General features: G+C 43.8%; 20 protein-coding genes and 1 other annotated feature. Of the genes, 4 read left to right on the top strand and 16 right to left on the bottom strand.

The window, feature by feature from the left end:
• Nucleotides 1-8: 8 nt before the first annotated feature.
• On the bottom strand, nucleotides 9-785 hold the full coding sequence (gene yaaA / locus R7Q38_RS16845) for a peroxide stress protein YaaA (RefSeq protein ID WP_005382848.1): 777 nt from the start codon (nucleotides 783-785) through the stop codon (nucleotides 9-11).
• 110 nt (nucleotides 786-895) lie between these two features.
• Nucleotides 896-2,329 carry an alanine/glycine:cation symporter family protein gene (locus tag R7Q38_RS16840; RefSeq protein ID WP_005381800.1) on the bottom strand — a complete coding sequence of 478 codons (1,434 nt, stop codon included), beginning with the start codon at nucleotides 2,327-2,329 and terminating at the stop codon, nucleotides 896-898.
• Between the two features lie 721 nt (nucleotides 2,330-3,050).
• Here R7Q38_RS16840 and R7Q38_RS16835 point away from each other — a divergent pair.
• Entirely contained in the window at nucleotides 3,051-3,236 is a 186-nt protein-coding gene (locus R7Q38_RS16835; protein WP_005381805.1) for a DUF3545 family protein, read from the top strand.
• A 236-nt stretch (nucleotides 3,237-3,472) separates the two neighbouring features.
• Here R7Q38_RS16835 and R7Q38_RS16830 read toward each other — a convergent pair whose 3' ends face one another.
• From R7Q38_RS16830 to nfo, 3 genes are all read right to left on the bottom strand, one after another.
• Nucleotides 3,473-4,024 (bottom strand): hemerythrin domain-containing protein, encoded by a 552-nt coding sequence (locus tag R7Q38_RS16830; RefSeq protein WP_005381807.1) that lies wholly within the window; start codon nucleotides 4,022-4,024, stop codon nucleotides 3,473-3,475.
• 113 nt (nucleotides 4,025-4,137) lie between these two features.
• Nucleotides 4,138-4,818 carry a uracil-DNA glycosylase gene (ung, locus tag R7Q38_RS16825; RefSeq protein WP_005382846.1) on the bottom strand — a complete coding sequence of 227 codons (681 nt, stop codon included), beginning with the start codon at nucleotides 4,816-4,818 and terminating at the stop codon, nucleotides 4,138-4,140.
• Nucleotides 4,819-5,107: 289 nt separating this feature from the next.
• Nucleotides 5,108-5,992, bottom strand: a complete 885-nt coding sequence (gene nfo, locus R7Q38_RS16820) for a deoxyribonuclease IV (protein ID WP_017821508.1) — start codon at nucleotides 5,990-5,992, stop codon at nucleotides 5,108-5,110.
• Nucleotides 5,993-6,318: 326 nt separating this feature from the next.
• Between nfo and grcA the strand changes: the two genes are divergently transcribed.
• Entirely contained in the window at nucleotides 6,319-6,696 is a 378-nt protein-coding gene (grcA, locus tag R7Q38_RS16815; RefSeq protein ID WP_005381814.1) for an autonomous glycyl radical cofactor GrcA, read from the top strand.
• Between the two features lie 111 nt (nucleotides 6,697-6,807).
• On the opposite strand, the gene R7Q38_RS16810 is transcribed toward grcA, so the two are convergent.
• The 5 genes from R7Q38_RS16810 to thrL form a co-directional block, all read right to left on the bottom strand.
• On the bottom strand, nucleotides 6,808-7,467 hold the full coding sequence (locus tag R7Q38_RS16810; RefSeq protein WP_213885730.1) for an NADPH-dependent FMN reductase: 660 nt from the start codon (nucleotides 7,465-7,467) through the stop codon (nucleotides 6,808-6,810).
• A 139-nt stretch (nucleotides 7,468-7,606) separates the two neighbouring features.
• Nucleotides 7,607-8,887 carry a threonine synthase gene (gene thrC, locus R7Q38_RS16805; RefSeq protein WP_054822994.1) on the bottom strand — a complete coding sequence of 427 codons (1,281 nt, stop codon included), beginning with the start codon at nucleotides 8,885-8,887 and terminating at the stop codon, nucleotides 7,607-7,609.
• The gene (gene thrB, locus R7Q38_RS16800) at nucleotides 8,884-9,840 is read right to left on the bottom strand and encodes a homoserine kinase (protein ID WP_017635074.1); all 957 of its coding nucleotides are present in this window, start codon (nucleotides 9,838-9,840) and stop codon (nucleotides 8,884-8,886) included. Before thrB ends, thrC begins: the two co-directional genes overlap by 4 nt.
• Nucleotides 9,841-9,860: 20 nt before the next feature.
• On the bottom strand, nucleotides 9,861-12,320 hold the full coding sequence (gene thrA, locus R7Q38_RS16795; RefSeq protein WP_104975858.1) for a bifunctional aspartate kinase/homoserine dehydrogenase I: 2,460 nt from the start codon (nucleotides 12,318-12,320) through the stop codon (nucleotides 9,861-9,863).
• A 53-nt stretch (nucleotides 12,321-12,373) separates the two neighbouring features.
• Nucleotides 12,374-12,493 (bottom strand) — a sequence feature (Thr leader region).
• Nucleotides 12,429-12,506 carry a thr operon leader peptide gene (gene thrL, locus R7Q38_RS16790; RefSeq protein ID WP_074192076.1) on the bottom strand — a complete coding sequence of 26 codons (78 nt, stop codon included), beginning with the start codon at nucleotides 12,504-12,506 and terminating at the stop codon, nucleotides 12,429-12,431. It overlaps the preceding feature by 65 nt.
• 423 nt (nucleotides 12,507-12,929) lie before the next feature.
• Between thrL and R7Q38_RS16785 the strand changes: the two genes are divergently transcribed.
• Nucleotides 12,930-13,400 carry a ribonuclease regulator gene (locus R7Q38_RS16785; protein WP_239939148.1) on the top strand — a complete coding sequence of 157 codons (471 nt, stop codon included), beginning with the start codon at nucleotides 12,930-12,932 and terminating at the stop codon, nucleotides 13,398-13,400.
• Here the strand turns inward: R7Q38_RS16785 and R7Q38_RS16780 are convergent.
• Complete coding sequence (locus tag R7Q38_RS16780) at nucleotides 13,397-13,879, bottom strand: putative 4-hydroxy-4-methyl-2-oxoglutarate aldolase (protein WP_005381822.1); 483 nt, start codon at nucleotides 13,877-13,879, stop codon at nucleotides 13,397-13,399. The genes R7Q38_RS16785 and R7Q38_RS16780 overlap by 4 nt on opposite strands.
• Nucleotides 13,880-13,943: 64 nt before the next feature.
• The gene (locus tag R7Q38_RS16775) at nucleotides 13,944-14,351 is read right to left on the bottom strand and encodes a DUF3293 domain-containing protein (RefSeq protein ID WP_053306886.1); all 408 of its coding nucleotides are present in this window, start codon (nucleotides 14,349-14,351) and stop codon (nucleotides 13,944-13,946) included.
• 361 nt (nucleotides 14,352-14,712) lie between these two features.
• Between R7Q38_RS16775 and arcA the strand changes: the two genes are divergently transcribed.
• On the top strand, nucleotides 14,713-15,429 hold the full coding sequence (arcA, locus tag R7Q38_RS16770) for a two-component system response regulator ArcA (RefSeq protein WP_005381824.1): 717 nt from the start codon (nucleotides 14,713-14,715) through the stop codon (nucleotides 15,427-15,429).
• A gap of 85 nt (nucleotides 15,430-15,514) precedes the next feature.
• Here the strand turns inward: arcA and R7Q38_RS16765 are convergent, their stop codons facing one another.
• The 4 genes from R7Q38_RS16765 to R7Q38_RS16750 all read right to left on the bottom strand — a co-directional run bounded on the left by R7Q38_RS16765 (nucleotide 15,515) and on the right by R7Q38_RS16750 (nucleotide 21,298).
• Nucleotides 15,515-15,964, bottom strand: coding sequence for a hypothetical protein (locus tag R7Q38_RS16765; protein WP_005381825.1), 450 nt, complete (start codon nucleotides 15,962-15,964; stop codon nucleotides 15,515-15,517).
• Between the two features lies 1 nt (nucleotide 15,965).
• Complete coding sequence (arcB, locus tag R7Q38_RS16760) at nucleotides 15,966-18,320, bottom strand: aerobic respiration two-component sensor histidine kinase ArcB (RefSeq protein WP_005381826.1); 2,355 nt, start codon at nucleotides 18,318-18,320, stop codon at nucleotides 15,966-15,968.
• A 237-nt stretch (nucleotides 18,321-18,557) separates the two neighbouring features.
• Complete coding sequence (locus R7Q38_RS16755; protein ID WP_005381828.1) at nucleotides 18,558-20,303, bottom strand: GGDEF domain-containing protein; 1,746 nt, start codon at nucleotides 20,301-20,303, stop codon at nucleotides 18,558-18,560.
• A 35-nt stretch (nucleotides 20,304-20,338) separates the two neighbouring features.
• Complete coding sequence (locus R7Q38_RS16750; protein WP_017633631.1) at nucleotides 20,339-21,298, bottom strand: TIGR01212 family radical SAM protein; 960 nt, start codon at nucleotides 21,296-21,298, stop codon at nucleotides 20,339-20,341.
• Nucleotides 21,299-21,746 lie beyond the last annotated feature (448 nt).

Below are 21,746 nucleotides of genomic sequence, written 5' to 3'. Positions count from 1 at the left end.
AATCAGCTTTATTTTTGCTCTTCGCGTTTAAATACTAACTCTGTTGGCGTCGATTCATCTTCCACAAAGTAGTAACCCGCCGTATCAAACTTAGTCAGGTCTGCCACGCTCTCAACACGGTTTTCAATGATGTAACGCGCCATCATACCGCGCGCTTTCTTCGCGTAAAAACTGATGACCTTGTATTGACCATTCTTACAATCTTTGAATACTGGCGTGATCACTTGCGCATCTAAATTCTTTGGCTTAACCGCTTTAAAGTATTCATTTGATGCAAGGTTGATAAGGACATTATCGCCTTGAGCAGAAATCGCTTCGTTAAGCTTGTCCGTAATAACATTGCCCCAAAACTGGTACAAGTTCGTACCCTTGTCGTTTGCAAGCTTGGTACCCATTTCAAGGCGGTATGGCTGCATCAAATCAAGTGGTTTTAGTAAACCATAAAGACCCGATAGCATACGCAGATGATCTTGAGCATATTCGAAGTCCGCTTCAGATAAACTTTCGGCGTCTAGCCCTGTGTAAACGTCACCTTTAAATGCAAGAATGGCTTGTCGTGAGTTTTCAGTGGTAAACGTTTCACTCCACTCTTGGAATCGACCCACATTTAAATCGGCAATCTTGTCGCTCACTTTCATTAAAGAGGCAACATCAGCAGGAGTCAGTTTGCGGCAAACATCGATAAGCTCTTTTGAGTATTCGACCAACTCAGGTTGAGTAAATTTTTCTGTCGCTAACGGAGACTCGTAATCAAGAGTCTTCGCTGGAGAAACTACGATAAGCATGACTTTCCCTTCTCTAATTTTGTTTTTAATAGGGTACAAAAAAAGCCATGCATTGTCTGCATGGCTTTTTACATCGTACTAATAGCTTTCAACTATGAGTGATAGCTCACTTAGTCTTTTTTATCGTTGTACCAAATGCCTTCTTCAAGCTGAGATTTCAGCTCTGGGAAGTCATTCGCATCAAATGTTGGCACTTTGCCTTCACCAAGCTGGCGATTGTAATCTTTGGCCAGTTTAATCACGATGCCAGATAGCAAGATGATCGCCACCAAGTTGACTATCGCCATCAGACCCATAGAGACATCAGCAAGCGACCATACGACTGGTAACGAAGCTAGTGCACCAAACATCACCATACCAAGAACAATAACGCGGAAAATGCTTAAGCCCGCTTTATGATTGTGCTCTAGGAAGATTAAGTTCGTTTCAGCATACGAGTAGTTTGCAATGATTGAAGTAAACGCAAAGAAGAAGATTGCCACAGCAACAAAGATGCCGCCCCAATCGCCAACTTGTGAGCTCAATGCACGCTGAGTTAGCTCGATACCCGTCACTTCTGTTGCTTGACCGACATACTCACCAGACATCAGGATGATAGCCACTGTTGCAGAACAGATAACGATCGTATCCATGAACACGCCTAGCATCTGTACGTAACCTTGAGACGCTGGGTGTGGTGGGTAAGGTGTTGCTGAAGCCGCCGCGTTAGGTGCCGAACCCATACCTGCTTCATTCGAGAATAGACCGCGCTTGATACCGTTAATCATTGCCTGTGCAATTGCGTAGCCAAGACCACCTGCTGCTGCTTCTTGCAGACCAAATGCACTCTTAAAGATAAGCATCAATACATCAGGTAATTTCTCTAGGTTAGAGAACATGATGAACAGCGCTAGGGCTAGATAAAGTAGTGCCATGATCGGAACGATCATCTCAGCAACTCTTGCGATACGCTTGATGCCACCGAAAATAACAATTGCAGACAGTAAAACAACGGCAATACCGACATACAGGTTATTCCAACCAAATGCGTTGCTCATTGCATTGGCAATTGAGTTAGCTTGTACGGCGTTGAATACCAAACCAAAAGCGATGATTAGGAAAACTGAGAACAACACGCCCATCCAACGCATGCCCAGGCCTTTTTCCATGTAGTAGGCAGGGCCACCACGGTAGTTGCCATCATCATCTTTGGTTTTGTATAGCTGCGCCAGTGTGCTCTCAGCAAACGATGTTGCCATACCAAGCATTGCAATCAGCCACATCCAGAAGATCGCACCAGGACCACCCGCAGTCAATGCAACTGCAACGCCCGCCATGTTACCTGTACCAACACGTGCAGCAAGACTAGTACAAAGCGCTTGGAAAGAAGAAATACCAGCTTTGTCTGCTTTACGGCTGTTCTTAAGAACAGAGAACATGTGGCCGAAATGGCGGAACTGAATGAACCCTAATCGAACGGTGAAGTAAATACCAACACCAACAAGAAGATAAACCAGAATCGAACCCCAGAGGAGATCGTTCATCAAATTGATTAAGTCTGTCATGTGTACCTCAAAGTGAGTTGCGCCAGTCTATGCGTCCTAGCCATCCACCAAATTGCCTGCTAAGTGTCAAAGTGTGCTTAGCTTTTTAAGTAATGTTTATGGGCAATCTAGAATCGTAAACGTCGCTTCATGCATCCATTTTACGTACCAGCGTATTTTTTGACGGGCGGATAATGCAACCTAGGAGCGCAAAAATCAATATGCAACAATAAGAATAACATTGTTATTTTTCACTATAAAGTCACCAAAAAATAACATAAACAGAAGACTTAACACTCAAACTGCGCAACATTTCAATTACCAAACACCAACATAAATAATTATTCCTCATTAAATGGAATGGTAAACCGTATAAACAAGAACAAGCTAGTATTCACAAGGTGTTACATAAATTTACGCTAGTGGCTTACCATCTAATTGAACACTATTTCATCAAACTGATTTTATGCAACTTTAACCTTTGCGCAGAGCACCCATTCATCAAATCGAATTAACATAGAAAATCTCTCTATTTAATCGTTTTCTTGAGATCGTTTGTGCATTTTTTATCCACATCGTTGCAATAAAAAGTGTGATTTTGAGAATATTTTTGCACGAAAATGTCATGCTACCGACACAAATGCGAAATATATCATGGTTATTCTCACGGCTATTGTGGTACTTAAAAAACTCCACAAGGACTGGTTACAACAGTTTAGCTTAAGAAAGGTAAAGGTGGCTTATGGAAGGCTTTCAACTAGATGACATTTTTAATCTGGATACTACCTCAACAACCAAATCTCGTGCCAAACCAGTAAAGCGAAAGTGGCGTGAAATAGAAGAGATGAACGACAGACGCAATTTGCTTAAAGAGCTGCGCGAACTTGATGTCTGTACCGATTATAACTTGGAAGACATTAAACTCTAATTCAAACAAAAGGCACCTTACAGGTGCCTTTTGTTTTTTGTTTACAGTGACCGTAAACACCGTGAGTTTATGTACCAAGGTTTAAGTATGAATACCATTATTACTCAATGAGAATCTTCCGTACTTTTTGCCGAGAAATATGCACACTAAATTTTCGGTTGATTCCCAATAAATAAGAAATGTATCTCACAAACCCGAGAGACGGCTTTCGCTCGCTCAGGTTTCATCATTCAGTCTTAAACATATTCAGTATCACTTTGACGAACACGTTCGGCCAACTGCTTATAACGATCAGCAATCGTGTCACCAAACACAGGGTCATCCTCACTGACGCTCCATAAGCTCTCGACATGCTGCCAATCTTCTGTGGTAAATAACTCTTCAATGAGAGGCAAAATTTTTCGCTCTTCTAGCTCCAAGTGGTGCCTTTGCGATTCTATGAAATCTTCTAGGTGAGCGACAAACATGTCTTGTGGCACAACAGCATCCTGAAGGATCATCTCTATCACGGATGAAAACTCTCTGGTTTTACTCGCTAACTCTAGATGTTCTTTCTCTAAATTTTCCATGGTTTGTTGCTTACCATAGTGTTCAAGAAAGTGGTGATAGAGGATATCTTCTTTCGGGTGGTGTACTTTCTCCGAATGATTAGAGAGGTAATCAACAATTTCGCTTACTAACGCATAGTTGATTACACGTTCTTTTTTTATCTCATTAAGCTTATGGCGCAGTATCGCCAACAGACGAACCATATAACCATGTTCGCGTCGAATTCTTTCGATCATCATAGCGTCTCTCCTTAACACCTACTTTTAGTAAGTGTACATGAGAAATTTACTATCAGCCTCGAGCGTGCTCAAAAAAACAGCGATCATACCATCCATGATCGCTGTCTCTTCATTTATACCGTTAATGGCAAATGCCAGTTAATTGGTGCTTTTTCTTGTGATGTAAGCAACTGGTTTGCTTGAGAGAAATGCTTACAACCGAAAAAGCCTCGATGTGCAGAAAGTGGCGATGGGTGTGGGGCAGCTAACACATGGTGCTTATTGCGATCGATAAAACGACCTTTCTTCTGTGCATGTGAACCCCACAGCAAGAACACTACACCTTCTTGATGCTGATTAATGGCTTCAATCACTCGATCAGTAAACGTTTCCCAACCTGTCTTTGAATGTGAATGCGCTTTACCTTGCTCCACCGTTAATACCGTATTGAGTAACAATACGCCTTGCTCAGCCCAGCTTTGCAAAAAACCATGCTGAGGGATTTGGAAACCTTCAATATCTTGCGCCAGCTCTTTATACATATTAACCAGTGACGGTGGCGTTTTAATGCCAGGAAGTACAGAGAAACACAGGCCATGCGCCTGATTTGGGCCGTGGTATGGGTCTTGTCCTAGAATCACGACCTTAACGTCTTTGAACTCGGTAAAACGAAACGCGTTAAAGACATCTTTTGCGGGAGGAAAAATAGCTTTGCCTGCGGCGCGTTCGGCTTCAACAAAATTCAAGGTGTCTACAAAGTAGCTCTGCTTTTTCTCTTCGCCGATCACATCGTGCCAAGTGGGTGACTGATTCATGGAAAGTTCCTGTCCTAAATTTTGCTTCTATTCTAACGAGCGAAACTCAAACAAACAAAAACTTACCACGAACTTGAGACAAGTAATAAAAGACTAATGCTTCTGTGGCGTTCGAAAGTGCCCCTGTCCGGTAATGTGACGATTAGGCATCGGTAAGCGAAGCACGCGACGAGTATAAGCATAAGGAGTAAAAGAGAGTGGTCGAGACATGTTGGCATCCTTCTTTGCTAATTCAGAGATTGATGTTCAATGACTAAGAAAGAAAGGTGCCAACTTTGTGGTTACGCCATTAACTGTCAATGGCCGCTAAATGGAATTGACGCAACGTGTTGATCTCTTGCTGCCAAATATCTGGATCAATTGTTTCTAAAATCAGAGGGATACCATCAAAACGAGGGTCTTTCGCGATGTACTCAAAGCAATCCCACCCGATCTCTCCTTTACCAAGAGAATGGTGGCGATCTACTTTGCTGGCAAACTCTACTTTTGAATCATTTAGATGCATTGCTCTTAAATAGTGCATACCTACGATACGGTCGAACTCTGCAAAGGTGCGCTCGCAATCTTCTTTTGTACGTAAGTCATAACCAGCCGTAAAGGTATGGCAGGTATCAATACAAACGCCGACACGATCTTTATCTTCCACTTGCTCGATGATTTCAGCTAGGTGCTCAAACTTCCAGCCTAAGTTAGTGCCTTGACCTGCCGTATTCTCGATAACAGCGATCACATTCGGCACCGCTTTATGCGCAAGATTGATCGACTCGGCGATCGTCGCGAGACACTCCTGTTCAGAGACTTTCTTTAGGTGACTACCCGGATGGAAGTTAAGCAAAGTCAGCCCCAACTGATTACAACGCTCCATTTCATCAATAAATGCCGCGCGGGATTTATTCAGCTTTTCTTCTTCCGGCGCACCCAAGTTAATCAGATAAGAATCATGGGGAAGAATATGTTCTGCTCCGAAACCCAGCATTTTACAGTTCGCTTTAAACGCACTGATGGTTTTTGCTTCTAAAGGCTTCGCCACCCACTGGCGTTGGTTTTTTGTAAATAGTGCGAATGCATTCGCGCCAATTTCACGAGCTCTCAACGGAGCTTGATCGACCCCACCAGCAGCAGAGACATGTGCACCAATGAGTTTATTCCCAAGCTTGTTTTTCATGTTTGTCATTTAATCACTTTAGACTTTCAGTATTGCTACCTAAATACAGATAGTTGCGTTAACCAGTTTAAACTTTAATCTCAATTTGTAGTAAATTTACAACAAAACCAATTATTAAATATTTTTTATATTATCAAATAAATTGTAATTAGTTTGTTTTCAAAGGTTTTATTGATTTAACTCAATAAAATTACCTTAATAAAAATAATGTTTTTGGTTGTTTATTGACTTAAATCAATATTAAAATAGTGGATATTAGCTATATAATACTCAGCTCAACGAAAATTCGAAAATTAACACCAATAATCACCACGTAAGTGGTCTAGGAGATAGTGATGATCCAAGGTATCCAAATTACAAAAGCGGCAAACGACGACCTACTAAACTCTATCTGGCTATTAGATAGCGAAAAAAATGAAGCTCGTTGTGTTGCTGCAACTGCTGGCTACGAAGCAGACCAAGTTATCGCAATCAGCGACCTAGGTGAATACGAAAGCCGTGAAGTTGCAATCGAAACTGCTCCTCGTATCGAAGGCGGCCAACACCTAAACGTGAACGTGCTTAAACGCGAAACACTAGAAGATGCAGTTGCACACCCAGAGAAATACCCACAACTAACTATTCGTGTTTCTGGTTACGCAGTACGTTTTAACTCGCTAACTCCAGAGCAACAACGTGATGTAATCGCTCGTACTTTTACTGAGACTCTATAATCTCTCAGTAAACTAGCTCGCTAGAATTTAAAAAGCTTGGTCTGCAATGACCAAGCTTTTTTTGTTTCAGAATCCTTCTAAACCCTTTCTATAATGGAAAGCAACTCGCCTCTAAGGTGCATTTCTTTGCGAAGGATCTTTCTGAAACGCTTGCGCTAAAGAGGTTGGATCAAGCCTATCTCTTTGCAGTGACGCCCCTTCTGCCCACCAAATCAATTGATGCATAGTGCGATTCATATAGTTGTCCCACTGCGTCTGCTCCGACTCATCCGCAGCAACGCCCTGCTCATCAAACACTTCTTGCGCTTTCGGAATGTGGATCATCGCAGAGACAGGTAAACATCCAAGTTCAGATAAGAAGGTACGCATAGAAACGGCAGCTCTAACACCACCCCATTGTCCGGCAGAATAGGTCACGATAGCACTCGGCTTGTAAGAAAACAGCGAACTGCCGAAATGGTTAAGCGTGTTCGCCAGAGCAGGACTCATCGAATGGTTATATTCCGGGCTAACCATCACATACCCATCCGCATGTTTGATTTTATCTGCCAACTCACTTAGGTGCTGCGGAACTTTAGAGCGGTGATAAGCAAACTCGGGCTTAAACACATCACCAAAGTCGTAATTCAAAGGGTCGATGATTTCGACCGTATGTTGCGAATGTTGACTCGCGATGAGTTTTTCACACGCTTTACTGACTCGCATTCCTAAACGGGCTGGTCGTGGTGGCGTGCTGTTTCTCACTGAGCCAAGAAAAATCAAAAAATGCATGCTTCTCTTTCCATCTCATTTAGTTAAGTTCGTTTCTCAATAATAAAGAGAGTCAAAACTTACCGACAATAAAAAAGGTGAATGATTACTCATTCACCTCTCGTTATGTCTGTTTTTGATACTTACTATACTTTGAAGCTTACTGCACGCGGCGCAGTACTTGTTTCAATGCGTCAAAGTCTGCGTCGAGATCTTCCGATAGCAGCTCCATCGCAGCGTGCTTCGCTAGTGGCGCAGGAAGGTCGATATCTGATTCTAGAATATCATCCACCACTTCTTTGAACTTCGCAGGGTGAGCAGTACATAGGAACAGACCGGTTTCACCGTCTTGCAGCTGTTCTTCAAGCACTCGGTAAGCAATAGCACCGTGCGGTTCACACAGGTAACCCATGGCGTATAGATCTTTTACTGACTGTGCGCTTTGCTCATCAGATACTGCACCTTTACCTAGCGTCTCCAAGCCCCACTCTTTCACACGGCATAGCTCTTCGATACGAGGCCAGTTGTTTGGTTGGCTCACGTCCATCGCGTTCGATGTTGTTGCGACTGTTGGTTTTGGCTCCCACTTACCTGTTTCTAGGTAGCGTGGCACAGTGTCATTGGCATTCGTTGCAGCGATAAAGCGTTTGATAGGCAAGCCCAGCGCTTTTGCCAGTAGACCAGCAGTTAGGTTACCAAAGTTACCACTTGGTACTGATACCACTAGGTTTTCACGCTCTTGCTTGCTCATTTGCGCAGCTGCTTCAAAGTAGTAACAGATTTGCGCCATCAAACGGCTGATGTTGATTGAGTTTGCAGAGTTCAGACCGATCTCTTCACGCAGTGCAGAATCATCAAAAGCTTGCTTAACCAGTGCCTGACACGCATCAAAATCGCCATCGATCGCGACAGTATGGATGTTCTTGCCAAGCGTACAGAATAGCTTCTCTTGCAGTGGACTGATCTTGCCTTTCGGGTAAAGAATCACAACGTTGATGTCTTCCATACCGTAGAAAGCATGCGCAACGGCTGCGCCAGTATCGCCAGAAGTTGCAGTCAGAATGGTGATCTTGCCGCCGTCCGAAACCGCAGCAAGAGATTGCGCCATAAAGCGACCACCAAAGTCTTTAAATGCAAGCGTTGGACCATGGAACAGTTCCAGAGCGTAAACACCGTCTTTGACCTGATTAATTGGCGCAGGGAATTGGAATGCAGCATCAACCAATGCGTTAACTTGCTCTTCCGCTAGTTCATCACCAATCAGCGCTGATAGGATTTTCGTACTACGAGAGACAAAGTCTTCTGCAAGCAGCGCATCGATATCTTCAAATTTTGGTAATTCCGATGGAAAAAATAGACCTTGGTTACGGCCTAACCCTTGGCGAACGGCTTGGCCAAAGGAAACTTGTTCATCATTTTCTTTTATATTGTAAAGCTTCATAGCTCACTTCCTGTTACTTTCGAACCCTGCTTATCTAGACGACAAACGTGGACGAATCCTTCTTCGTTTTGTACGTAGTTTTGTTCTAACCAGCGAGCAACTCGCTCAGCGACATCTTTCTCTTTGCAAATACTGAACAGTGTCGGACCACTGCCAGAAATACCGGTTGCCAATGCACCCGCAGACGCTGCGTATTGACGTGCATTCGCAAAACCTGGAAGCAGTTTCTCACGATACGGTTCTGCGATCACGTCTTTGATCATTTTTGCAGCAAGTTCTGGCTGACCAGAATGACACGCATGAATAAAGCCCGCAAGGTGGCGACCATGAGCAATGATATCTTGTCGGCGGTATTGAGATGGTAGGATCTCACGCGCTTCCGCCGTTGATACCTTGATACCCGGATACGCCATCACCCAGTACCAATCATCAAAGCAAGGCACTTCTTGACTGATGATACCCAACTCTTCAAGCATCAGTTGCACACCACCAAGGTAACATGGCGCAACGTTGTCGTAGTGAATACCACCAGAGATCTTGCCTTCCATCTCTCCCATCAGCGCCAATAATTCTGTCTCGTTAAGTGGCTGTCCATGGAATCGGTTCAATGCATCTAATGCAGCGACGATAGAACATGCACTTGAGCCTAAACCAGAGCCAATTGGCATGTTCTTTTCTAGCGTCATCTCAAGTGGTTTTAGCTCAACGCCTTTTTTGTCTAACTCACGAGCAAACACGAGCCAACAGTCGTAGACGATGTTCTCTTTTGGTTCAGTTGGCAATTTCTCAACAAAATCACCCGCCGTTTTAAGGCTGAACGGATCAGCCCCAGATTTCACCAATACACGGTCACCCAATAGTGTGCCATCCACTGGAGACACGGCCGCCCCCAGCACATCAAAGCCAACGCTTACATTACCAATTGATGCTGGGGCATAAACCACTACATCCATATCACTTGAACTCATTATTGTTATACCCCTAGTTTCCAACCTAAAGTACGCATCACGTCAGAAAATACACCCGCAGCCGTTACTTCGGTGCCTGCACCATAGCCACGTAACACTAGTGGGATTGGCTGATAGTAACGGCTGTAAAATGCCAGTGCGTTTTCACCGTCCTTGATTTTATACATTGGATCGTTTTCATCCACCGCTGCGATGCTTACTGTGCACTTGCCCTCATTAATTTCACCAACGTAGCGCAGTACTTTGCCCTCTTCCGCTGCCTTTGCAGATAATTCTTTAAAGTAGGCGTCTGCTTCAGGTAAACGCGCCATAAATTCATCAACGCTACCAGAATCATCAAAACCTGGTGGCAGTGCTTGATCAACCACAACGTCTTCTAGTTCTAGAGACATGCCTGCTTCACGAGCTAGGATCAGAAGCTTACGCGCGACATCCATACCAGAAAGATCATCACGAGGATCCGGTTCAGTAAAACCACTTTCTTTTGCGATATTAGTTGCTTCACTTAGGCTCATACCTTCATCTAACTTACCGAAGATGTATGACAGAGAGCCAGAAAGAATACCGCTGAAGCGCTCTAGCTCATCACCCGCTGAGATTAGGTTTTGCAGGTTTTCGATTACCGGTAGACCCGCCCCCACAGTTGTTTCGTACATCAGCTTGCGACGAGAGCTGCGCGCAACATCGCGAAGCTGATGGTAGTAAGCCATGCTTGCTGTGTTTGCTTTTTTATTTGGTGTAACGACATGGAAACCAGCAGCTAAGAAATCAGCGTATTGATTCGCGATATCTTCACTTGATGTACAGTCAACCAATACTGGGTTGATGATGTGATTACGTTGAACCAAAGAAATCAAACGCGCTAGGCTGAACTCTTCTGTCGCAGCCGACATACGATCACGCCAATGATCGAGTGGCAGACCTTCACTATCAAGCAGAAGACCTTTGCTGTTTGCCAAGCCACACACGCGGATAACGATGCCTTTTTCCGCAAGCTTCGCCTGTTGACGCTCGATCTGATCCACCAGCTCACCACCAACGCCGCCAATACCAACCACGAATACGTCTAAGAAGTGCTTAGAGTTGAATAGGTTCTCGTGACACGCTTTGATCGCTTCAGAGATTTTATCTTCAGGAATCACGGCTGAGATTGCACGCTCAGATGAGCCCTGTGCGATGGCTACAATGTTTACGTTCACTTCAGCAAGAGATGAGAAGAAGCGAGATGCAACACCGCGCGATGTACGCATGCCGTCACCAACCAACGTTATGATTGAAACATTATCAATAAACTCGACCGGCTCTAATAAGCTATCTTTCAGTTCCAACTCAAACGCATCGGCCAGTACTTGTTGCGCTTTTGCTTTATCTTCTGCCTCAATACAGAAGCTAATGCTGTACTCAGAAGAAGACTGAGTAATAAGAACAATAGACACACCAGCGGAAGACATTGCGCCAAATACGCGGCTTGCCATGCCAACCATACCCTTCATACCTGGGCCGGAGACGTTAACCATGGTTAGGTCGTTTAGCGTCGTGATACCTTTGATCGCCAGATTGTCTTCACCAGTGTCTTGCCCAATCAGAGTTCCTGCACCTTGTGGGTTAAAGCTGTTTTTGATCAGACATGGGATGTGGAACTGCGCGATAGGAGCAATGGTCTTCGGATGCAAAACGGAAGCACCGAAGTAAGAAAGCTCCATTGCTTCTTGGTAGCTAAGAGATTTAAGTAAGCGAGCATCTTCCACTAAACGAGGGTCGCAGTTGTATACACCGTCTACGTCAGTCCAGATCTCACAACAATCTGCGCGCAGACACGCCGCAAGAACCGCCGCTGAGTAGTCTGAACCATTACGACCTAGTGTAACTAGTTCACCTTTCTCGTTACCGGCAGTAAAACCAGGCATGATGTTCACATGACCTTGAGGAAGAGGATTCTGGCGGAAGTTCTGAGTCGAAACTTCAACATCGACCATGGCTTCTAGGTGATCGCCTTTTGCGTATAGATACTCGACTGGGTCGATAAGATGCGCAGGTTGGCCTTTCGCTTCAAGCACTGCCTTCATCAATTGAATTGAAACGCGTTCGCCTTTGCTGATGATGCGTGCATTGACGTTATTTGGGCACATGCCAAGAAGGTTGATGCCATGAACGAACTGGCGTAATTGAGAGAGAGAAGTTTTCACTTGGTTATCGAAAGCTGAACCATCGATATTGGGTAGTACTGCTTGGATTTGAGTGAAGAGCGTTTTAAACGACTCCTCCAACTCTTTGATTTGTAGTTCTGCTTCACCATTGCGCAATGCGCCTTCAATGACCGCAACCAATTTGTTTGTTGTTTTACCAGGAGCGGAAAGAACAACCGCTACTTCTTCTTGTTGAGCGTTATTGGCAATAATGTCTGCCGCTCTCAAAAAGCGATCTGCATCAGCTAGTGATGATCCGCCAAACTTCAATACTCGCATCCCTTCCTCCGGTATATCTTCTTAAATTTGTCTAAATTCTGGATAAAAAAGCATAAAAAAAGGCCTGTATCTTGTTGGATACAGGCCTTTTTTGTGAATTTCTTTCGCTCAGCAGCCTGCCCCAACATGTGTCGTGTCGGTAATAATAATGGTCGTGGTCATTACTACTAGGCTGTTAGATGGCATAAATAAATATTCAACGTTAATTGTGTTTGCTTAACTCTACGTTTACCGAGTTTCTGATACATAGTCAACAAAAAATTGTTTATCTTTCCATCTTTCAGAGATTTCTGCTAAGCAATGTCATTGATATTTATAGTTAATTACACATTATTGATCATTTGGAAATCTACAGTTAGTTTTTGTAAAGGACTTAACTATCATCATCAGTTCGGTTTTTTATCTAATAACTAGTCTAATCTTTGCCATAAAACGTACGATCAAATAATTCGAGAGGGTTGTGACACATAACAACAACTTAACTGTGACTTATGTTCATAGGATCGAATTATTTAGAAAATAGGTGAGCTAGCTTTCATATTCTATGCTTTAATAGTGAGAAGCTTTGGGCGCATACTAATAAAAAAGTTGACACAAGGAGTGGTGAACATGAAAAGATGGCTTTTTCTGTTGCTGTTTTTTGTGCCTGGTGTTTGTCTAGCAAACGAGCTTCCGCCGCTTCCAGGTAAATCATCCCCTTCTCCTCATAAACTATTCATTTCCAGCGACAGTTACCAGTCTGACAGTTTTGATGTTTGGAATATCGATACGGGTTACGCCTACGAACTTTTTGATTCGGTAGACGTTTATGTCGGTGCGCGAGTCAATAACTCTCCTACCCAAAATCAAAGTGGTTTTTTGAGTGGGATCAGCTATCACTTTAATGATCGTGTCACGCTGAAAAGTACAGTTCGCTCTTACAAGAACGAAACAGCGGAAGGTATTCGCCAAGACGACAGCAGCCTCGCGGCTGAAGTCTCAAGTCGCGTAAAAATTACCGATAAACTGGATCTTCACGCGACTCTTGATTACCAAGATTGGCAACAAGGCTTTGAAGTTGGTCTAGGCTTTCGTTTTTAGAAGTCCAGCTTTTGCTTAGAAATCAATACACCGTTCCAGTCCGCGTAAACGTAGTGCTTAGGTTGAACGATTTGGTTTTGCATCGTTAAGGTTACGTTTACCTCTCCTATCCCGCGTTTCTCTGTTTTAAACGGGTTGGTACCAAGAGCTTGAACGCCGATGTCCATTTGAGATATTTGTGCTACGTCGCGTATTGCACCATAGACAATGATGCCTTCCCACCCATTTTCTATTCCGAGTATCGCTAATTGATCGCCGAGTAATGCTCTCTGACACGATCCATGTCCGTCAACAATCAATACTTTACCCGTTCCATCTTCGCCCAGTACTTCACGCACTTTCGAGTTATCGTGATAGCAGCGCACCGTAACGATTTCACCGTAAAAAGCGCTACGTTGACCAAAGTTCTGCAATGGTAAAGTAAGCAAGCTCACTTGGTCTTCAAATTGGTCACAAATATCGGGTGTAATGTCTCTCATATTTCCTCCGTGAATTTTCTCACCCAAGCGATGCTTCAGTGAGCAGTATCCTTTTCTATACCTTCTATACGAGCCGAGGTTTAATGGAGCCTAACGTATGAAAAACTTTCGGCTGCGAGCACGCAATAAGATAAAGTTGGTCATTAATGACGTAATAAATCGCGTTTTGTTGAAAGTCATTCGCCAATTCAACGGCTACCTCTGGCGACAACTCGACGGCAAAGCTTTCCTCATACCATGTAAAAGCGCTATCACCTACCGTGACAGGCGCGTAATTAACGTGCTGTAGCTGTTTTTCTAACGCGTGATTGTTTATGCTGTTCTCTTCTTTGGACCTCAAGTTACTGTATGGGTTCCAAGCGGTTATCACAGCATAGTTTGAAACACGCCACTCGGCTTCGAATCTGAAAAAAGATTCTGAATAAGCATTCCATAACGATGCGTCTATGTTCGTATTACTTTTTTCTATCATAAGTCTTAAACGATTAATAACAGTTACATTTCATCAATTGATATAAATCAACAAACTGAATGGAATTAACATTTGAGCATTGTTAGCATGCTGTTAACAATATAAAATCCGCTCAATATCTTAGGGTGTTTACGTTTCAGGCCCCACTGAAAGCAGGAAATGAAAGGTAAACAAGCCCTTTAGAATAAACGTCGCCATTGGATACTGGTGAGTTGGCAAAATTCCATGGAGGGCGGATAACTGAAAGAAGTGTTTTTTTGATCAACTTGATTTATTATCAAAATCACATTACCTGTATGTTATATTTTTGCCTAGAATTTATTCTATTAGCACAATTTTGTCACAAATTTAGGTACCGCCAATGCAAACCCCGCAGATTCTTATCGTTGAAGATGAGCAAGTAACTCGTAACACTCTTAAGAGTATTTTTGAAGCAGAGGGATACGCTGTTTTTGAAGCCAGTGACGGTGAAGAGATGCACCAAGTGTTGTCTGATAACTCAGTCAACCTGGTTATTATGGACATTAATCTTCCAGGCAAGAATGGCCTTCTACTAGCGCGTGAATTACGCGAGCAAGCGAACATTGCTTTAATGTTCCTGACAGGCCGTGACAATGAAGTAGACAAGATCCTAGGTCTTGAGATTGGTGCAGATGACTACATCACTAAACCATTCAATCCACGTGAGCTAACTATTCGTGCACGTAACCTACTTAGTCGCTCAATGAGCTCTAACGCGGTGCAAGAAGAGAAGCGCTCGGTAGAAAAGTATGAATTCAACGGTTGGGTACTAGACATCAACAGCCGCTCTCTAGTAAGCCCTGCTGGTGATAGCTACAAGCTACCTCGCTCTGAGTTCCGCGCATTACTGCACTTCTGTGAGAACCCGGGTAAGATTCAAACTCGTGCAGATCTTCTTAAGAAGATGACTGGTCGTGAACTTAAGCCACACGACCGTACTGTAGACGTAACGATTCGTCGTATCCGTAAGCACTTTGAGTCTGTTTCAGGTACGCCAGAAATCATCGCCACTATCCACGGCGAAGGTTACCGCTTCTGTGGCGATCTAGAAGACTAGATTTAACCGCTAATATGCGAAGGGCTTGCTCATTGAGCAAGCCCTTTTTGTTTTAGGTCTAACGACTAATGCAACATCATTGCGGTTAATAAACCTTGTTAATCTTCACGTACTTTTCGACTAACCAACGCTGTTTACCCGCATCGTCTAGAAGCACTGCGATATCAACCGATTTTTCTGTGTTCACATCAATGTGAGACGAGAACGCCACCTCCCATCGGCTTTCACTGTGCGTTCGAGTATCTAAAGACGCACTGTCCACCAACCACTCTTTTTGCCCCTGTTTAATAATAAGAGCTTCTGCCGTTAGATTTGCAGGAAGTAACTGATCTCCTTCGAGGTAAAGTGCACCTTGAATACTTTGCTCTTCCACGTCCCCAATATTCGGCATGAGGTTCACCCATAAATTACTTTTGAGCTCAACATTAACCTCATTAATCGTAATCTGACTGTTTTGTTGCCAATTCACATTTGGAACGGAACTACAGCCTGCCATCAATGCCATGGCTAATGCCAATGGTGCGATTCTTTTCATGTTATTTCCTTTGTTCCAACCAACTTTTGAGGACTTGAATATCGTTTTGGTATTCATTTTTGATCTCTTCAACCCAGTCTGAAATGTTTTCCCACCATGCTGGCATATCGGGCGATTGCGCTTTTTGCGCCACACTTTGGATACGTTTCAGGCCAATTGAACCTGCAGCACCTTTGATTTTATGCGCTTCAGAAACAATCCCATCTTGATCTTTCGCTGTCATGTTTGAATCTAAGACATCGATATAGTCTGGCATCATATCTTCAAACATTTTTATGCTGTCGTAGACAGGTTTTGCACCAACAATGTCGACGTAAGACTCTAACATATCCATATCGAGCAAATGTGTCTCAATCACAGGAGAAGGCACTGGCTCTTCCACTGTTTCGGGACCGCTCACTACTTCCTTAGGTTGTTCTAACTGGTGAGCGAAGAATTTATCAATCACTGACTGAATGGCATTCACTGCCAGCGGCTTACTGATCGCATCATCCATGCCGTTATCTAAGTATTCACGACGATCTTTCATTACATTAGCAGTTAAGGCGACCAATGGAGGAAGATTGTTATAATGCTTGCGGTAATAATTGGCGACATCAAAGCCCGTCATATCAGGCAGTTGGATATCCAACAACGCTAAGTCGTATTTTTCTGGCACAAAGTTCACTAACGCTTCTTGGCCCGTCATTGCCACGGTGACAGAGTGCCCTAGGCTCTCAAGTAACGATTTAGCCACAGTTACGTTAAGCTCGATGTCTTCGACCATAAATATGTTGAGGCGCACATTGTCGCGTTTCGCATCAATGACTGGCTCAGCTAGTTCAACAATCGGAACGTGGATCGATACAGTAAAAGTGCTACCAAAGCCTTCCTCACTGGTAACCGTAATGTCACCATCCATCATATTGATCAGTTGCTTAGATACCGCCAAACCAATACCTGTACCGACCGCATGCAGGTTGTCCTTGCCTGATTTCACTTGGTAGTACATCGCAAAGATCTTATCTAGCTCTTCGTCTGGGATACCAATACCTGTGTCTTCCACTTCCATAATAATGGTCGCAAAATCGTCTTCGACATCCGCGCTCACTGTCATCACAACGCCACCTTCTTTGGTGAACTTCATTGCGTTGCTGACCAAGTTCCAAATCACCTGACGTAGACGGGTTGCATCCACTTCAATTGCTTTTGGCAAATCGCTTAAACGTTCTAAGTCAAAGCGTAACCCTTTTTGTTCTGCCATCAGAGCTGAGATGCTTTCAATCTCTGCGACGAAGTCTTCGAAGTTAAGTGGCGCAGGTAATAGTTCTAACTTACGGCGATCAAATTTATCCATATCGATAATATCGTTGAAGATATTACCTAGCGTAATCGCACTCACATTGATGGTCTGCATGTGTTTACGCTGCTCTTCTGTCAACGGACTATCTAGAAGCATACGACTTAAGCCTACAATGCCATTCAGCGGCGTTCGCAGCTCATGACTGATGGTTGAGATGAAGGTAGTTTTGTCGCGGCTTGCTTTCTCTAACGACTCTTCATGGCGCTTACGTTCAGTGATATCACGACCGAACCCAACGAGACCAAGGTGGCGGCCATCTTTGCTGTAAAATGGCACTTTACGCAGCTCAAAGTAATGCTTGCGACCATCTGGGTATTCGAGCCATTGCTCGTAAGTAATTGCTTGATTATCGGCAAAAACCTTTTGGTCAGTATCAACGATATGCTCGGCGATTTCTTTGCTATACACATCCCAAGGGCTTAATCCGACTAACTGGTGCTCTTTCTTGCCCGTTAGCTCTTCCATCGCGCGGTTACAGCCAGAAAAAACACCATCCGCATTGCGGTAGTAAATTAAGTCTGGTGAGGCATCAATAAATGAACGCAGTAATGCAGTACGTTCTGCCAACTCTAATTGAGTACGTTCGCGTTGGAACACCTCGTTTTCGAGGTCTTGCATCGCCTCTTCACGTGCTTCTTCCGCTTTAATACGCTCTTCAATTTCTTGGTTAAGCTTTTCAATGTTTTGTTGAAGTTGGTAATTCAACTCTTGATCTCGCGAACGCATGTCCTTCAGTTTGGACACCAGCTTAGTTAAACGCTGGCGAGACTCTTCTAGTTGATCGACAACCACAGAGAGGAAGTAAACCGCCCAAGGGGTGATCAATAGACCAAAAAACACCGAACGGACAATGTCGATATCATCTACTCGCCCTTTGAGAGCTAAAGTAATCCCTACCTGCACCACAACAGCTAATGCCACCAGCGCAAGGGCTAGCAAAATAGAGAAGCGAACAATCCCCAGTTTGACTAGCAAGTCGACATAATACTGGGCGAGGTTTTTCATGGGTTTCATTAACTACTCCATGGTGGTGGCTAGATTGCGCCATTCGATGATGAAAAACAGGTAAATGCACTCGACCTAACGCAATTTAGGTCTGTTTGATTAGTGAAAAACACACGGTGCGATCTGCGCTTGTGACACGAGATAGAAAGATAAACCAACGAGCACACAGGCTTCTGTAATTTTAACGTGTTTAATACGGTGATTTAAACAATCAGCTATCAACTTAGAGCAAGCGGTCACAAAGCGTTAGCAAGAACTGGGGTGAATACAGGTGCGATTACGTCCATCAGCTTTAGCTTGATATAACGCACTGTCAGCCATAGCGATGCCCATTTCGGGTTCATCACCATGCTGAGGAATGTAAGAGACCAGACCGATACTGACGGTAAGGCGTTCAGATGCTTCTGAACTGTCGTGTTCCATATCAAGCTGTAGAATTTTCTCATGAATACGCTGCGCTACGTTGCGCGCACCTTCCGTGGTGGTATTCGGCAAGATAAAACCAAACTCCTCGCCACCATAACGCGCAACACAATCCGAAGAACGATTGATGACTTGTGTAAACACGGTAGCGACACTGACTAACGCTTCATCACCTTGTTGGTGACCGTAACAGTCGTTGTAATCTTTGAAAAAGTCGATGTCACATAACATGATGGTGAGCGGCAGCTTTTCTCGAGCGTGGTGGTACCACAATACCTGCAGTTGTTCGTCGAAACGGCGTCGGTTCGATACTTGAGTTAAGCTATCCATAAAGCTCAATTTTTCTAACTCTAGGTTGGCTTTTTCCAACTTTTGTTCTGCAAGATAACGCTCAGAAATATCACGCGCCATGATCAGCACACCATTCGTTCCTGATGCTTTATCTTTAAAAGGCGATTTCACCACATCAAACCACGTACTTTTACCATCACTACTCACGACTTTATCTATGTATCGAACTGGCTCTAACTGGCGTAATGCTTCTAAGTCACTGTCTGCTAAGCGCGCGTACATCTCTTTAGGAATCACGTCTTGGAGGCGCTTACCTATCAGATCAGAAATTTTTGAAATGCCTAACGCCTTAACAAAAGGCTGATTACACGCTTGATAGACCATGTTCTCATTGAAAATACCAATAGAGTCCGGACTGGCATCCAGAATCGTTTGTAAGATAGTATCTCTTTGCGCTAGCGCCACCTCTGTATCTTTGCGACGCTCCATTTCATCTCGCAGATTCTGTTGCATCTTGTGCCATTCAGTCACGTCATGACTAATAGACAGCGTACCGATAAGCTCACCACTCGGCGAAACAAGAGAGTTTTGATTGACTTCCAATAAGCAACTTCGACCTTGTGGATCCGTTGTCCATTTACGTTCGCTTTTTCTAGTCATCTCACCCAAGGCCTTGGATGCGCAAGCTTCTTCCCTTCGCCCTTGCCAGAATTGATCAAATGCTCGATTGGTCGTTAATAGATTGCCTTGGCGGTCTTGGGTACAAATCAGCTCTGAAAGTGAGTCTAATGCCGAACGTGCGATGATTAACTGGGCAAGTTCTTGTTGCTGCTCTTGGTGAGTGGCTTGATATGGCTGAGCATAAAGAATCCAAACTCGATGATTGCGCAATAAACTCTTTCTGCCTGACAGCTCCACTTTAATAGATTCACTATCAGATAGTCGCCAGTCAAAAGCCTGCTGACGAAAATGACGACTAGAGAAGCGATCGAGAAACTGCTCAAGCTCATGAATATCGAATAAAGCAGGATACAAATACCCCGTTCCCAAAGAGCGAATGCCTAATAACTGCATCGCAGCCTGGTTAGATAGCAAGAGCTGAGCATGGCTAGTGTCCACCACTATGACTGGATAGGGAGAATCCGTTACTAGTTGCTTAAGTGACGTCTGAAAGTGCAAATAGATCAGTGCTAACGCGCACACGCCTGCGATTAACAACAAGACGACATAGCCATAACCGCCTTGACCACCCCAAAGCCAATTGAGTAACTGATCCATCGTTTAAACCTTCAAAGAACACTGGTTAAAATATATCAGTTATTTATTGAGCGATCTGCTATTAATTCCGGTTTAGTATAGATAAAGGTATTCCCCGTAAGACTCCCTTGAGCACCATGAGCACTGAGATCTCGACCAATTTCCGTCATCGCTAGCCAACGGTTTTCACACCACAGAGGCGATAATAACGTGGGCCTCCTGGCTGCTGATGAAACGCGATGATAAATCACATCTGGTGGTGTCATACGAATCATTTCACTGGCGATCGCAACATATTCTTCTAATTCAGGGGCTTCTAGCTTTCCAGCACGCCAAGCTTTCGCCATGGTGCTACCTTCGACAATATGCAAGCCATGTAACTTGATGCCATCCGTTCCCACGGCCAACACTTTTTGCAGCGTTTCAATATTTTCGGCGCGGGTTTCTTTGGGTAAACCCACAATTAAGTGAGTACAAACCTTGATTCCGAGTGTTCGAGCACGCTTAGTGATTTCGGCATAACACTCAAAGTCATGACCACGATTGATACGTTTGAGGGTGTCGTTGTTGGCGGTTTGAAGACCTAGTTCTAGCCAAATTTCATAACCTTGCTGTACATAGCCCGACAGTAAATCCAATACCGCATCAGGGACGCAATCAGGACGCGTCCCCACACAAAGACCAACCATGTCTGCAGCCTTTAGTGCTTCCTCATACATGTTTTTGAGAACTTGTACCTCGGCATAGGTACTGGTGTAGGCCTGAAAATAAGCGAGATACTTCTTCGCTCTGTGAATTTCACCTGCGCGATCTTTTAACTGTTCGTGAATGCTTTTTATCTGGACTTCTTCATCTGCAAACGAAGCCACATTGCAAAATGTACATCCTCCCCGCCCAATCGTGCCATCGCGGTTAGGGCAACTAAATCCACCGTGCAATGTTAACTTATGAACCTTTTCACCGTATCGACGCTGAAGATCTTGGCCGATTGTATTGACCAACTCATGTAACTGCATAAATTCTCACCAACAATAAATCGTAATCAATCTCACTACGATCTGTGTAAATAAATTACATCCCTGCAAGAAAAAACACACAATATTAATCAATTCAAACACCCATCATGCAGGTCAAAATCAATAAACTTGCATAATTAAAGACAAAAATCGTTCATGTTGCGTAAATGTTAAACTAAAAATGCATAATTAAACGAAAAAATTGGGTCACAACGCCGACTTTTTCATTGCATTCTGAAGTGACAAAATTGTAGGATACTTACACAACCCCGTTATTTTTGTGACTTTTATTACAAAGCACACTGCGGGATTTGTCGGTGTTATCCCACTCCTACCTATATAAATCACTAGATAGTGATAATAAATAAAGGGATACCACCAAGGATTGTTTTTCTCGCAAAACTTTTCCTGCGAGATACGGAAAGGAATCAAGACCGGTCAACCTAGA

The organism is Vibrio sp. Vb0598 (assembly GCF_033338935.1).
Classification (GTDB): Bacteria; Pseudomonadota; Gammaproteobacteria; order Enterobacterales; family Vibrionaceae; genus Vibrio; species Vibrio alginolyticus.
This window is presented reverse-complemented; position numbering and strand designations above follow the sequence as displayed.

Excerpts from the sequence above, each read along its gene's own strand:
- yaaA (WP_005382848.1), bottom strand. The coding sequence starts at position 785 with ATGCTTATCGTAGTTTCTCCAGCGAAGACTCTTGATTACGAGTCTCCG.
- thrL (WP_074192076.1), bottom strand. The coding sequence starts at position 12,506 with ATGCCATCTAACAGCCTAGTAGTAATGACCACGACCATTATTATTACC.
- thrC (WP_054822994.1), bottom strand. The coding sequence starts at position 8,887 with ATGAAGCTTTACAATATAAAAGAAAATGATGAACAAGTTTCCTTTGGC.
- R7Q38_RS16835 (WP_005381805.1), top strand. The coding sequence starts at position 3,051 with ATGGAAGGCTTTCAACTAGATGACATTTTTAATCTGGATACTACCTCA.
- thrB (WP_017635074.1), bottom strand. The coding sequence starts at position 9,840 with ATGGATGTAGTGGTTTATGCCCCAGCATCAATTGGTAATGTAAGCGTT.
- R7Q38_RS16780 (WP_005381822.1), bottom strand. The coding sequence starts at position 13,879 with ATGAGAGACATTACACCCGATATTTGTGACCAATTTGAAGACCAAGTG.
- R7Q38_RS16830 (WP_005381807.1), bottom strand. The coding sequence starts at position 4,024 with ATGATGATCGAAAGAATTCGACGCGAACATGGTTATATGGTTCGTCTG.
- thrA (WP_104975858.1), bottom strand. The coding sequence starts at position 12,320 with ATGCGAGTATTGAAGTTTGGCGGATCATCACTAGCTGATGCAGATCGC.
- R7Q38_RS16750 (WP_017633631.1), bottom strand. The coding sequence starts at position 21,298 with ATGCAGTTACATGAGTTGGTCAATACAATCGGCCAAGATCTTCAGCGT.
- arcB (WP_005381826.1), bottom strand. The coding sequence starts at position 18,320 with ATGAAACCCATGAAAAACCTCGCCCAGTATTATGTCGACTTGCTAGTC.
- grcA (WP_005381814.1), top strand. The coding sequence starts at position 6,319 with ATGATCCAAGGTATCCAAATTACAAAAGCGGCAAACGACGACCTACTA.
- R7Q38_RS16810 (WP_213885730.1), bottom strand. The coding sequence starts at position 7,467 with ATGCATTTTTTGATTTTTCTTGGCTCAGTGAGAAACAGCACGCCACCA.
- R7Q38_RS16775 (WP_053306886.1), bottom strand. The coding sequence starts at position 14,351 with ATGATAGAAAAAAGTAATACGAACATAGACGCATCGTTATGGAATGCT.
- R7Q38_RS16755 (WP_005381828.1), bottom strand. The coding sequence starts at position 20,303 with ATGGATCAGTTACTCAATTGGCTTTGGGGTGGTCAAGGCGGTTATGGC.
- ung (WP_005382846.1), bottom strand. The coding sequence starts at position 4,818 with ATGAATCAGTCACCCACTTGGCACGATGTGATCGGCGAAGAGAAAAAG.
- nfo (WP_017821508.1), bottom strand. The coding sequence starts at position 5,992 with ATGACAAACATGAAAAACAAGCTTGGGAATAAACTCATTGGTGCACAT.
- arcA (WP_005381824.1), top strand. The coding sequence starts at position 14,713 with ATGCAAACCCCGCAGATTCTTATCGTTGAAGATGAGCAAGTAACTCGT.
- R7Q38_RS16765 (WP_005381825.1), bottom strand. The coding sequence starts at position 15,964 with ATGAAAAGAATCGCACCATTGGCATTAGCCATGGCATTGATGGCAGGC.
- R7Q38_RS16840 (WP_005381800.1), bottom strand. The coding sequence starts at position 2,329 with ATGACAGACTTAATCAATTTGATGAACGATCTCCTCTGGGGTTCGATT.
- R7Q38_RS16785 (WP_239939148.1), top strand. The coding sequence starts at position 12,930 with ATGAAAAGATGGCTTTTTCTGTTGCTGTTTTTTGTGCCTGGTGTTTGT.